11 protein-coding genes are annotated in these 12,889 nt (G+C 60.2%); 5 read left to right on the top strand and 6 right to left on the bottom strand.

Annotation, left to right across the window (positions count from 1 at the left end; genetic code table 11):
• Positions 1 to 2: 2 nt before the first annotated feature.
• Positions 3 to 1,244 (bottom strand): MFS transporter, encoded by a 1,242-nt coding sequence (locus R6X40_RS27845; RefSeq protein ID WP_318418007.1) that lies wholly within the window; start codon positions 1,242 to 1,244, stop codon positions 3 to 5.
• Positions 1,245 to 1,374: 130 nt separating this feature from the next.
• Here R6X40_RS27845 and R6X40_RS27840 point away from each other — a divergent pair, with 130 nt between their 5' ends.
• On the top strand, positions 1,375 to 1,668 hold the full coding sequence (locus tag R6X40_RS27840) for a YggT family protein (protein ID WP_112834609.1): 294 nt from the start codon (positions 1,375 to 1,377) through the stop codon (positions 1,666 to 1,668).
• 111 nt (positions 1,669 to 1,779) lie between these two features.
• Here the strand turns inward: R6X40_RS27840 and ppa are convergent, their stop codons facing one another.
• Positions 1,780 to 2,313 (bottom strand): inorganic diphosphatase, encoded by a 534-nt coding sequence (ppa, locus tag R6X40_RS27835; protein WP_318418005.1) that lies wholly within the window; start codon positions 2,311 to 2,313, stop codon positions 1,780 to 1,782.
• Positions 2,314 to 2,465: 152 nt separating this feature from the next.
• On the opposite strand from ppa, the gene R6X40_RS27830 reads away from it, so the two are divergent.
• The gene (locus R6X40_RS27830) at positions 2,466 to 3,083 is read left to right on the top strand and encodes a hypothetical protein (protein ID WP_318418004.1); all 618 of its coding nucleotides are present in this window, start codon (positions 2,466 to 2,468) and stop codon (positions 3,081 to 3,083) included.
• A 14-nt stretch (positions 3,084 to 3,097) separates the two neighbouring features.
• Here R6X40_RS27830 and R6X40_RS27825 read toward each other — a convergent pair whose 3' ends face one another.
• Positions 3,098 to 3,604: a GNAT family N-acetyltransferase gene (locus R6X40_RS27825; RefSeq protein WP_318418002.1), complete on the bottom strand. Its 507-nt coding sequence runs from the start codon at positions 3,602 to 3,604 to the stop codon at positions 3,098 to 3,100.
• 529 nt (positions 3,605 to 4,133) lie between these two features.
• Here R6X40_RS27825 and R6X40_RS27820 point away from each other — a divergent pair.
• From R6X40_RS27820 to R6X40_RS27810, 3 genes are all read left to right on the top strand, one after another.
• On the top strand, positions 4,134 to 5,000 hold the full coding sequence (locus R6X40_RS27820) for an RNA polymerase factor sigma-32 (protein ID WP_318418001.1): 867 nt from the start codon (positions 4,134 to 4,136) through the stop codon (positions 4,998 to 5,000).
• A gap of 198 nt (positions 5,001 to 5,198) precedes the next feature.
• Positions 5,199 to 6,671 carry a diguanylate cyclase domain-containing protein gene (locus R6X40_RS27815; RefSeq protein ID WP_318417999.1) on the top strand — a complete coding sequence of 491 codons (1,473 nt, stop codon included), beginning with the start codon at positions 5,199 to 5,201 and terminating at the stop codon, positions 6,669 to 6,671.
• A gap of 246 nt (positions 6,672 to 6,917) precedes the next feature.
• Positions 6,918 to 8,672 (top strand): penicillin-binding protein 2, encoded by a 1,755-nt coding sequence (locus tag R6X40_RS27810; protein ID WP_318417998.1) that lies wholly within the window; start codon positions 6,918 to 6,920, stop codon positions 8,670 to 8,672.
• Positions 8,673 to 8,734: 62 nt separating this feature from the next.
• Here the strand turns inward: R6X40_RS27810 and R6X40_RS27805 are convergent, their stop codons facing one another.
• From R6X40_RS27805 to thiP, 3 genes are all read right to left on the bottom strand, one after another.
• The gene (locus R6X40_RS27805) at positions 8,735 to 10,222 is read right to left on the bottom strand and encodes a M48 family metalloprotease (RefSeq protein WP_318418213.1); all 1,488 of its coding nucleotides are present in this window, start codon (positions 10,220 to 10,222) and stop codon (positions 8,735 to 8,737) included.
• Between the two features lie 307 nt (positions 10,223 to 10,529).
• Positions 10,530 to 11,252, bottom strand: a complete 723-nt coding sequence (locus R6X40_RS27800) for an ATP-binding cassette domain-containing protein (protein ID WP_318417996.1) — start codon at positions 11,250 to 11,252, stop codon at positions 10,530 to 10,532.
• Positions 11,239 to 12,882, bottom strand: coding sequence for a thiamine/thiamine pyrophosphate ABC transporter permease ThiP (gene thiP / locus R6X40_RS27795; RefSeq protein WP_318417994.1), 1,644 nt, complete (start codon positions 12,880 to 12,882; stop codon positions 11,239 to 11,241). Before thiP ends, R6X40_RS27800 begins: the two co-directional genes overlap by 14 nt.
• Positions 12,883 to 12,889 lie beyond the last annotated feature (7 nt).

Raw genomic sequence — 12,889 nt, 5'->3', positions numbered from 1 at the left:
GGTTAGGCCTTGCGGTCTGGCGCATCGAGCGAATCGATCTTGCGCAATTGCGGGAAACCGAGTGCCCAGATAACGGCAACGGCAAGCGTGCCCACACCGCCGATGACGACGGCTGGAACCGCACCGATAAAATGCGCCATCGTCCCGGCGCGGAATTCGCCAAGTTCGTTGGACGCGCCGACAAACACCATGTTGACCGCATTGACGCGGCCGCGCACGGCGTCAGGCGTCCACAGCGCAATCAGCGTTTCGCGCACATAGACCGAGATCATGTCGGCCCCACCCATCAGCATCAGCGCCATGATCGACAGCCAGGCGACCTTGGACAGGCCGAAAATCACGGTGCCCAGACCGAACAGCGCCACACCTGCAAACATCAGCCTGCCGGCATTGTGACGGATCGGGTAGGCGGCCAGCGTTACCGCCACACAGATGGCGCCGATACCGGGTGCCGCACGCAACAAGCCAAGGCCGAGCGGTCCGAGCACAAGAATTTCACTGGCAAACACCGGCATCAGTGCCACGGCACCACCCAGCAACACGGCAAACAGGTCGAGCGAGATAGCACCCAGCACGATCTTTTCCGTACGGATGAACCTGAACCCGGCCAGAACCGAGGTCCAGTCACGCGGCTCGCTGAGACTGTGCTGCGCCGGCTTCTCGATCAGGAAGATGAGAATGGACGAAAGAACAAGAAAGACCAGCGCCACGGAATAGGCAACGAGGGCACTGAGCCCATAGAGCAGACCGCCGGCCACCGGCCCGAGAATAGCAGCCGTTTGCCAGGACGACGAATTCCAGGCGATGGCGTTCGCCAGATCCTTGGCCGGAACGAGATTTGGCGCCAGCGACTGCACAGCGGGTGCCATGAAGGCACGCTCGATGCCGAAGACGATGAGGATGGCAAACACCGGCCACGGTGAAAAAGCGTCGGCAATCGTCAGACCGAGCAGGGCCGCCGCGCAGAACGCGCTGATGATCATGCAGATTGAAACGATCATCCGCCGCGAATGGCGGTCGGCCACCGATCCCGTAATCAGGATGAGCAGCAGCGACGGCAGGAACTGGAAAAGGCCGATCAGGCCGAGATACAGTGTGTTCTGCGTCTGCTCGTACATCTGCCATCCCACCGAGACGCTGATGATCTGGATGGCGAAGGACGCGAGAAAACGGGCGAAGAAGAATCGGGCGTAGGAGACATGCCGGAACGCGGCGAACCGGTCAGCACCCTGAAGGACGGACATGCGGCGATCTTTCCGAACAACGGCAGGCTATCCCGCCGTATTAAACATGTTTGGCCCATCGCGAAAGCGCGGACTTGCCGGTTTAGTCGTCAATGTCTACATGTCTGTCAACAACGAATTGGAGACCGGCATGCTTGCTGTCATTGCGACCCTGAATTTCATCATCAACATTGCGTGGTTCCTGGTTATCGCCTCGGCCATTTTTTCCTGGCTTTACGCTTTCAACGTCATCAACGTGAACAACAATGCCATCAACATGATCGGCCGCTCGCTCTACCAGCTGACGGAACCGCTCTACCGGCCGATTCGCAATATCCTGCCCAACATGGGCGGCGTCGACCTGTCGCCGCTGGTGGTTTTGGTCATCCTCTATTTCCTCTGGTATTTCCTCAACACGACCGTTGCTGCGGCCTTGCTCAGCTAAACGCCGATAAGCCTTCGGGCTCAAAGCTTGGATCGTCGAAAACAAAAAACCTCCGGATCAGCCTGATCCGGAGGTTTTCTTTTGAGGCCCTAAGGCTTGCAGCCGTGGCTGTTACTTTTCTGCCTTGGCGCGTTCGACCGCTTCCAGGATCAGCTGCTGGGCAACGGTGACATCCTTCCAGCCATAGATCTTCACCCATTTGCCAGGCTCCAGATCCTTGTAGTGCTCGAAGAAGTGCTCGATCTGCTGCAGGGTGATTTCCGGCAGGTCGGTGTAGTCCTTCACCTTGTCGTAGCGCTTGGTCAGGTGATAGTTCGGCACGGCGACGATCTTTTCGTCCTTGCCGGAATTGTCTTCCATCATCAGCACGCCGATCGGCCGCACGTTGATGACGCAGCCCGGAACCAGCGGACGTGTCGAGGCGATCAGAACATCGATCGGGTCGCCGTCTTCCGACAGCGTATGCGGCACAAAGCCGTAATTGCCCGGATAGGTCATCGGCGTATAGAGGAAACGGTCAACCACCAGCGTGCCGGCTTCCTTGTCCATTTCATACTTGATCGGATGACCGCCAACCGGAACCTCGACGATGACGTTGATATCTTCCGGCGGATTCTTTCCAATCGAAATTGCATCAATACGCATGAGTTTTCCCCCAAGGGCGCGTTTTTCGGATGGCAAGTCCGATAACGGGAAACATGACGCAGCGCAACATTACTTTCGTTTTAGCTCCAAAAATGCGACGTTTAGACGGATGTTATACGACTTTGCGACGTTCCCGCGAACAAGGAGCCTCCATGAAAAAGCGCGCCGGCATTCTCGCATGCCTACCCCTTTTGATGACAACGCCTCTGGCTGCCCAGGCCAACGACAGCGTCTATACCGACCTCGACACCGATCATTGCAAAAAGCTGTCAGCCGGTGACGAACCGGGCGGCGGCGTCATCTTGATGTGCAAGGGCTACGCGGACCACCCGGTCTACTACAAGGAAGGTGACCTGCGGCAAGCTGTTCTCTACGGCCGGGTCAACGCCGCCTATATTGACGGGACGTACGAAACCTTCGGACCGTTCAACTATACCGGCCGGAAGATAGAATGGCGGCTTGATAACGCCGGCAAGCCTTTTGCCGCCATCCAGCGCTGGTATATTTCCAACTCCGGCCCCATGGAACCGGGTCCCGCCCCCACTGATACGGGGCAGGTCCTCGTCATCTCGAAAGTTGCCGGAAAGGATGGAACTGGCTGTGTCGTCGGCTATGTCGATGCCCTGTCAAATGACAAACCCAATCTTTTGGCACGCCAGATAGCCGACAGGCAGGCGGAAATCTTCACCTGCGAGGAGGATAAAGCCGCTTTCCACGGGACACGCGGCCCGCTCGCAACGGACCCTGTCCATTCATTCCCGCAGCCTTGACCTATCCCGGGATATCAATCCCAGATGTAGCCGATTTTCTTGAGGTTCTTTTCGCCGAAATCTTCCATGCCCTCGCAGCTATCGCGGCCGCCAGCCATGCGAAAGAAGCGGTCGGCATGGTGGCTGTCTTCCAGGGCCCAGACGACAAGACCCTGGCAGCCCAGCGATTTCAGCAGGCTCTTGGCTTCACCAAACAGGATGCGGCCGAGTCCGATGCCCTGATATTCCGGGCGCAGGTAAATCTCGTAGACCTCGCCTTCCTGCGGCAGGGACCGCGACCTATTAAGGCCAAGCGTCGCGTAGCCGGCGATCACCCCGGCAACTTCGACGACGAGCAGCGTCGAGGGTCCGCGCGTGGCTTTGCGCCACCACGCATGATCGCGCCGGTGAACCATCTGGGTCAGCGGCTTGTGTGGAATGAGGCCGCCATAGGCCTGCAGCCACGAGACGCGGTGCACATCCGAGATGGACATGGCGTCCCTCGGCTCGCCCGGACGCACCTCGATTGACAATGTTTTCATAACGCGACTCTAGACCCGTGCCGGACAAACAGGAATCCCGTCCAAGCCCTGTCTTTAACTAACTCACAGGCAACTTATGGGGACAACCATCGAAAGTTAACGCTTTTTTAACTTTTCCGGCAAGCGGCTTTCATCGCGGCGCACAAGTTTTGGCACCCGCCGCGCCTCTAACACCCGGATGACTTTCTCTTTTTTGGTCGTGGCGTGGCCGTGGAGGTGATTCGATCCGGCAGACAGCCGCCTCCGGCAGCCCCGCGGCCCGCGACAGAGACACAAACGCAGATAAACGCCCACCGCCGCAGAATACAGCAGCGCGTCATGGAACCTTTTGATCGGCCGCGCGTTTGAGAACGTCCGGATATGTGCACTCGCACAAATCAGGGCTGCCGCGGCCTCTTCTTCCGGCCCCGGATCTTAACGGGAAGTAGGGCGGTTCGAATTCTGGTCAAGTTCCAGGCAGCGGAAATCCCGAAACACCTATCGACCTATCGTTCAGCGGCACGCCCTTGTGCCCGTCATGGAGTAGCCGATGAAAAATCTCTCAGCAGACAGGCGGATGATCAAGATCGCCATGGCGGCACCCTATCTCGAGCGGGATGAGGAGCACGCGCTTGCGCTGGCCTGGAAGGACCACCACGATCAGGACGCCCGCAACAAGATCGCCATGGCCCATATGCGGCTGGTGATTTCCATGGCCTCCAAGTTCCGCAATTTCGGCCTGCCGATGAGCGATCTCGTTCAGGAGGGGCACATCGGCCTTCTGGAAGCAGCCGCCCGCTTTGAACCGAGCCGCGAAGTCCGTTTCTCGACCTATGCCAGCTGGTGGATCCGCGCCTCGATGCAGGATTATGTGCTGCGCAATTGGTCGATCGTGCGCGGCGGTACCTCCTCGGCGCAGAAAGCGCTGTTTTTCAATCTGCGCCGCCTGCGCGCCAAGCTTGCCCAAGGCGATCGTCAACTGACAGCGCGTGCCGTGCATGAGGAAATCGCCGTGGCGCTCGGCGTCAGCCTTGCCGATGTGCAGACAATGGATGCACGCCTGTCCGGCAATGACGCCTCGCTGCAGGCGCCGATCTCCTCGTCGGGTGAATCCGACGGCGGCGAGCGCCTCGACCTTCTTGCCTGCGACGCACCGCTGCCGGACGAGCAGGTCTCCGAGATGATCGACAGCGAACGCCGCCGCACATGGCTTAGCCATGCGCTGTGCCAACTGAACGAGCGCGAGATGAAGATCATCCGCGCCCGCCGCCTCTCGGAAGACAGCGCCACGCTGGAAGAACTCGGCACCGACCTCGGCATCTCCAAGGAACGCGTCCGCCAGATCGAAACCCGCGCACTGGAAAAGCTCAAGATCGCCCTTGTGGCAGAAGCCCCGGTGCTGGCGATGCGGCACTGACAGCAAGTTGATGGGCATCAAACCGGACGGAAAGCTTCGTCCGGTTTTCGTGCGTCTTGCCCCGAAACAACCATGTCAGTTTCCTGATGCTGTCCCACGGCAATCAAGCTGCGGTTTACCTTTCACAGCTAATACTGCGAATATGCGGTGTTTGCGCCGGTGGCGCATGTTGTTCTCAGCTCGTTTTCAGGTGGCAGTATGCAAGAGACAATCGATTCCGGCGTCTTCAACCTTGCGCCGATTGCCATGTGGATCGAGGATTTCAGTGAGGTCAAAGCGCTTTTCGATATCTGGCGATCGGAAGGCGTCACCGACATTCGCGCCTTCTTGCGGGACGATGTCTTGCGCATCGCCGAATGCTCCAGGCGAATCCGGGTGTTGGATGTCAACAGGAAGACGCTTGAGCTTTTCGAGGCCGGTGACGTCGATCAGCTCCGGGCCGGCGTAGCGCAAATCTTTCGAGACGACATGCTCGAAACCCACATCAACGAACTGGCCGACCTTTTTGACGGAAAGCTCGAGTTTTCCAGCACCACCGTCAACTACACGCTCTCCGGACGCCGTCTCGATATCCAGCTTCGCGGCGCGGTCATGCCGGGTCACGAAAGTTCGCTCGGTAAGGTGCTTCTGACCACGGAAGACATCACCATGCGGGAGGATGCGCGCCGGGCAGAAATCACTCACAGACTATACGCCGAAGGCATCTTCGAACACTCACCGGTGTCGCTCTGGATCGAGGATTTCAGCCGTATCAAGGCTTTGATCGAGGATATCCGCGCGCGCGGCATCACTGACTTCAGGACATTCATGGATGTCCACCCGGAATTTGTCACCCAGTGCATGAGCGAAATCCGCGTCATCGACGTCAACCAGGCGACGCTTGACCTCTTCTGCGCTCCCGATCGCATGACGTTGCTTCAGCGCTTAAGCGATATCTTCCGTGGCGATATGGAAAAGCCGTTTCGCGAACAGCTGATTGAGCTTTGGAATGGAAACCTCTTCCACCACCGCGAAGTCATCAACTATGCGCTGGACGGCTCCGAACGGCACATACTTTTGCATTTTTCGGTCTTTCCCGGTCACGAAAACCACTGGTCCCGCGTTCAGGTCGCCCTGACCGACATTACGGCGCGCAAAAAGGCCGAAGCCTATCTCGAATATCTCGGCAAGCATGACGTGCTGACGAAGCTCTATAACCGCGCCTTCTACGCCGACGAAATCAACCGGTTGGAGCGGAAGTCGCTGCGCCCGGTTTCGGCGATCATCATCGATCTCAACGGACTGAAAGAGGCAAATGACCAACTTGGTCACGATGCTGGTGATGCCCTGTTGCGGCGGTTCGGTGAAATCCTGAATGGCGCCGTCTCGCAGCCCAACCACGCCGCCCGCATCGGCGGCGACGAGTTCGCCGTCCTGATGCCGGGGGCAGACAACAAGGCGGCGGGCGCCATCATGGAGACGATCAACGAGCTCCTGAAGATCAACAACCAGTTCTACTCAAGCGCTCCCCTCACCATGTCCTTCGGCGTCGCGACAAGCGAACAGGGCGAATCCATGGAATCCCTCATCCAGCGCGCCGACGCCCTGATGTACGAGCACAAGAAGGCATTTTACGAAGCCAGAGGCATGATGGGCATCAGCGGAGCACGGATCGCTCGCCGGACGTCGTGACATCGGTCGAATGCCGAGGGTTGAACTGTTCGCGGAGGCCGCGATGCGCGCCATCGAAAGCAAACGTTAACGACGACCCAAGCAATTCACCTCAACTTTAAATGTATATTAATTCAACTTTAATCATCTGAGGCCATCCGCCCACTCTTTGATTGGCTTCCACTCCAACTGCGTGCACCTTTCACCCCGACGGCCATAGAGCCCTTCTGGGGCGGCGTCACCGGCGTGGCGTGGGGGGCGTTCGGAATGATTGCCTTTGTCATCCGGCTCCGGAGCCGTGCACATTTCAAGGTAGCAAGCAAAAGCGCGCAAAAAGACAGCGCTTTCATCGGCTCCGGCAAGCGCCGAATTGATACGCGGCAGAGGCTTGGCATCCTGATCGCAGGGTTTGCCGTGATCTTCCTTGTGACCCTCGGGCGTCTTGTTCAATACGGCCTCGCTGAACCCATCGCGGCCGCATCGATCAGCGACAACGCCAGCGCGGTTGCCTCCCGGCCGGATATCGTCGATCGCAACGGACAACTGCTCGCAACTGATCTCAGAACCATGTCGCTTTATGCCGAGCCGCGCCGGATCGTCGATGCCGATGAAGTGGTCGAAAAACTCGCGACCGTTATTCCCAATCTCGACTGGAGCGGTACCCACAACAAGCTGAAATCCGGCTCGGCGTTCCAGTGGCTGAGACGGCAGCTCACCCCGCGCCAGCAATCGGACATCCTGGCGCTCGGCATTCCCGGCATCGGCTTCCGGCCGGAAAACCGGCGCTTCTATCCCGGCGGCCCCACCGCGTCCCATATTCTTGGCCATGTGAACGTCGACAACCAGGGTCTTGCCGGGATGGAACGGTATATCGACCAGCAGGGACTGGCGGATTTGCGGGCCGCCGGCCTCACAAGCGATGTGCCGCTGGAACCCGTAAAACTCTCGATCGACCTTCGCGTTCAGCACATCGTCCGCGATGTGGCGGCAAGAGCCATGGAAAACTATCAGGCGGAAGCCGCCGGAGCCGTGGTTCTCGACATGGAAACCGGCGAAGTCCTCGCCATGGCTTCAGTGCCCGATTACGACCCGAACGAACCCTCCCGGACGTTGCCCGACGGCAGCATCGACAAGGAATATGAAAAGGGGTGGTTCAACCGCATGAGCAACGCGACGTTCGAGATGGGATCGACGTTCAAGAGTTTTACCCTGGCCATGGGTCTCGACGCCGAAAAGATCACCCTCGATTCCGTTGTCGATGCATCCCGTCCCATCCGCATGGGCGGATTTACGATCAAGGATTTCAAGGGCAAAAACCGCCCCCTCTCGATCCTCGAGGTCTTCCAATATTCATCGAACATTGGCACGGCGGCAGTGGCCGATATGGTCGGTATCGAAGGGCATCAGGAATTTCTCACCAGACTCGGGCTGCTATCCAAAATGGAAACTGAAATGCCGGGTGTGGCGACGCCAACGCAGCCGAGGACCTGGAAGAAGATCAACGCGGTGACCATCTCCTTCGGCCACGGAGTAGCGACGACGCCGTTGCAGACCGCTGTTGCAGCCGCCTCGCTTCTCAACGGCGGGAACCTGATCGCGCCGACGTTTCTTCCCCGGTCACGCGACGAGGCGAACGCAATCGCCCGCACGGTTGTGAAGGAAAAGACCAGCACCGATATGCGCTACCTCTTCAACTGGAACGGAACGAAAGGCTCCGGCCGCAATGCGCAGGTCGCCGGTTTCAATGTCGGCGGCAAAACCGGAACGGCCGACAAAGTCATCAATGGCCGATATGCCAGCGATATCAACTTCAACGCCTTTGTTGCTGGCTTCCCGATGGACAAGCCCAGATATGTCGTCCTCTCGATCGTCGACGCACCGAAGACGGGAGAGAACGGAGGGCGCACGGCAGCATCGACGGCCGCCCCGATGATCAAGGAAATTATCGGTCGCGCGGGCGCATTGCTCGGCGTGCAACCACAATTCGGGGTGGATGGATCGCTCGTCCTGGTCGACTACTGACGGGCTTTCCATTCCAGATCAGGAACCGCCCGCCCCCAATCCGAAAACGCTCCAAGCCCACCCTATTCCGAAATGATCTTCACCTTATCGCCGGCCTTCACCGTCGAGGTCACCTGCATGGCGTTGATCAGGCGGAAGAGATCGAGCTTGCGGTCGGTGCTCATCATCCGGGCAGAGAGCGTGGCCAGTGTGTCGGCCGATTTGACAGTTACGACGCGGATGCGCAGCGGCTTCAGGGCAGCGGCTTCCTGCGGTGTCATACGGCGGAAGGAAGCCCGCAGGACATCAGCCGTCGGCTCCAGGCTCGTCGCACCCTTCGGCACCGCCGTCAGGAAGCGATAGATCTGCGTGTCGATGCGGATCACGGTCACGTCGAAATCCCAGCGCTCAGCGGATGCGCGGGCCGTTGCGGCCTCGAGACCGTTGATGGTGACGGCATGGATCGTCTCCGGCTGCAGGCCGGTCACCCAGCCGCTGCCGATATAGTCGGTCAGGCTACGCTTCCGGTCGTCGGCGACACCGTCGAAACGAACCGCCGTCTCGTTAGGCCCAGTCGCCAGCACAGCCTCGGCCTTGTTGTCGATCTGGAAACCGGCGGGCACATCGAAGCGGATGCCGAGCTTGCCATGCAGGAAGGTCTGGCCGCGGACATAGCCCTCCTGTGGGCTATCGCCGTAGAGCAGGCCGTCGATGCCGGCGAGATAATAGTCGCGGCCGCGATCGCCGACGGTGCCTTCTGCGCCGAACGCACGGGCATGGCGGCGGGCGAGATCGACGCGCTGCGGCGCGCTCGGATGGCTCGACAGGAAGTCCAGGCTCTGGTCGCTGTCGGGATCGACCGAGGAGAAGCGGCTATAGGCCGCCATTGAATCGAGGAAGCGCGCCGCCGCATAGGGATCATAGCCGGCTTCGCCGAGCATGCGCACGCCGATCACGTCAGCCTGCAATTCCTGATTGCGCGAGAATGCCGCGAGACGCAGCTTGCCACGCGCCAAGGCCTGCTTGCCGGCAAGATCGCTCGACAGCACTTCGGAAACGACGCGGCTGGCGATGACTTCCGCTTCTTCGCGCTGCTGCCGCTCAATGCCGTGGTTGGCAGTGACGTGGGCCATCTCGTGCGAGAGCACGGCTGCAACTTCCGAGGCGTCGTTGGCAAGCGCCAACAGGCCGCGCGTCACATAGAGATAGCCGCCCGGCAGTGCAAAGGCATTGATGGCCGGGGAATTGAGAATAGTGATGCGGTAGGACTGGTTCGGGTTTTCCGAGACCGCCGTCAGCGCGCCGGTGATGCGGGCGACAAGGCGTTCGGTCTTTTCGTCCTGATACTCGCCACCATAGCTCGCAACGATGCGCGGATGCTCGCGGGCACCGACCTGGGCGCGCGGATCGTTCTTCTGGACTTCCTCGACGATCTGCGGATTGGAGGACGGCGAGACCTTGGGCTCATAAGTCTGCTCAATCACCGACTGGCAGCCGGATAGGAACAGGCTTCCGATGAGCGCCACGACAGCGCGCGCGGACACACCCGAGCGTGTTGCCGGATCCCGCATCTGCTTGCCTGTCGTCCTGCTCATTGCCTCAACTCGTTTCCAGTCTTCAGGCCAGCCGTGCAAACCGTTTCAATGTTTGCCCGCGTGCAAATTCAGTATTCTTTACAGCCGTATAAATAGGTCTGGCGACGCTAACGGCAATGACCTGCTGTAGCCTATTCGCGCCATGCGTGCCTAGCATACACCCATAGAAATAGTTCCCCCGTGATATCCCGGCAACGCACGTGCCATTATGACCGCGCGGATAGCAAAAGCGCCGTCGCACAGGCTGTCGTTCAAATTGTGGCAAAAGCATCGCACACGATGCTCACCGGCCGAGAAACCGGGCGACGGCCGGGATATCATTATGATCGAGAAACCGGGTCGTCGGTTCATGCAATAGGACGCGCCCCTCATCGAGGAAAACCACGCTGTCTGCCAGCAGCCGGACATCATCTGAATGATGGGTGATGATCAGGATCGTATGGCCCTCTTGCCGGTGCAGGTCGAGCAGAAGGTTAGCCATGCCGGCACGCAGGCCCGGATCCAGCGCCGCGAAAGGCTCGTCGAGAAGCAGGATCGGCTTGCGGCGCACCAGCGCTCTGGCCAGTGCCACCCGCTGCCGTTCGCCGCCGGACAGGGTCGGCGGCAGGCGCTTGCCGAAACCCTCAAGCCCGACCCGCATCAGCGCAGCAGCAATTTTGGCCTTCTCCTTGACGCCCAGCTGCAGCGCCGGATCGATACCGAGACCGATATTGGTGGCGACGTCGAGATGGGCAAACAGATTGTGCTCCTGGAAGATCACTGACACAGGCCGCTCGGCAGGGTCACGGCCAGCCACATCTTCCCCGAGAATTTCGACCTTGCCCGCATCCGGCGTCTCGAACCCGGCAATCACGTTGAGCAGCGTCGATTTGCCGGAACCGGATGCGCCGGTCACGGCGACGATCTGCCCCTTGCCAATGGCGCAATCGAAATCAAGCGCGGTTTCACCGAATTGCACATGCACGCCGCTGAGGCGAATGGCGATATCCGTTTCAAGCGGTGACATCTTTTCTCCTCTGATGATCGGCCCCTGCCCGCGGCGTACCGGCGATCGTCAGCACCAGGCAGACAAGGCCGAGAAAGAGGGCCAGCCCCGCCGCATCAGTCGAGCGGTAACCGGCCATGCGGCTGTACAATAGCCAGGGCAACGTCACCATATCCTGCGAACCGAACAGCGCCACGGCGCCGAGATCACCCAGCGACAAGGCGCAGGCAAAAGACAGCGCCATCAGCAACGGCCGGCGCAACCCCGGCCAGTCGATCAGCCGCAGACGATGCCAGCCGCCAAGACCGAGGCTCATTGCAAGCTTCGCCGTACGGGCCGTATGCGTGGCCATCGCCGGCTCCAGCACGCGATAAACAAAGGGAAGCGCCATCAGCGTGTTGATCAGGATGACCAGCAGCGGCGCAAAACGGGCGACATCGCCAAGCGGCCGCAACAGCAGGAACCAGCCCGCCCCCAGGACGACGGGCGGCACCAGAAGCACCAGCGATGCGCTTGCCGAAATCCCGGCGGCCAACCCGCGATGAACCGCAAGCGGCCGCCTGGGCGACAGTGCGGCCTGCCGCGCCCGGATCATCAGCGCTGCCGAGAAAACGCAGAGCAGACCAGACACCAGCGCGATGACAACACTGGTCAGTAAGGCCCGCTGCACCATCGGATCGTTGGCAAGCCGGACAAGGTCTGAGCGTAGCCCGGAAGACACGACGGAGCCGAGCGGCAGGGCAAGAAACAGAACCGCAAGCGCGATCACCAGCCCGTCGCCAGCCCGGCCAAACCCGTCACGGCCATCGAAACGGCGCACCATGCGCCCGCCGCCATGGCCTTCGTCGGAAGCCGGTATCAGCAAGCGGATGGCAATCAGCAGCGCTGCCGTCACCGAAATCTGCAGGAATCCCAGCGCAATGGCCCGTGGCGGATCAAAATCAAACCGCAGCGCCTGATAGATCGCCACTTCGATCGTACTCGCCGCCGGCCCGCCACCAAGCGTCAGCACCAGCGTGAAACTGGTGGCACAGAGCATGAAGATCAGCCCGGCAATGCCCGGCAATAGCCCCCGGATTACCGGCCATTCGATGAAGCGGAAAATCGAAACCGGCCGCATGCCGAGATTGGCCCCGACCAGCCAGTATTCACCGGGAATGCGCTCCAGCCCGCCGAGCATCAGCCGGGCGGCCAGCGGCATGTTGAAGAACACATGGGCGATAAGAATGCCCGAGAGGCCGTAGATACTCACCGGCTGATCGAGGCCGATGGCGACAAGCGCGGTATTGAGCACACCTTGCCGCCCCCAGATGCCGATCAGCCCAAGCGCTGCCACCAGTGCTGGCAGCCCCAGTGGCAGCGCCATCAGCCGGATGATCCAGACGCGGCCGGGAAAGGCCACCTGCCGCGCCAGCGCCCGAGCAACTGGGATGGCAAAAAAAATGGAGAGAACGGTCGAAAGCGAGGCCTGCAACAGCGTGAAGCGGGCGACACGCCAGACATAGTCATCGAACAGGACGGCGTCATTCGCGGAGCCCGGCTCGTCAAAGGCCAGAAGGGCCGCGGCCGCAAGGCAAACGAACAACGCGATACCGCCGAGGCAAAGCGCCCCGGCGGCAAGCGTCAAACGTCGTTCAATGCGGCCGATCAAGAACGGC

It is taken from the genome of Rhizobium sp. PL01 (assembly GCF_033447125.1).
Lineage (GTDB): Bacteria > Pseudomonadota > Alphaproteobacteria > Rhizobiales > Rhizobiaceae > Pararhizobium.
This window is presented reverse-complemented; position numbering and strand designations above follow the sequence as displayed.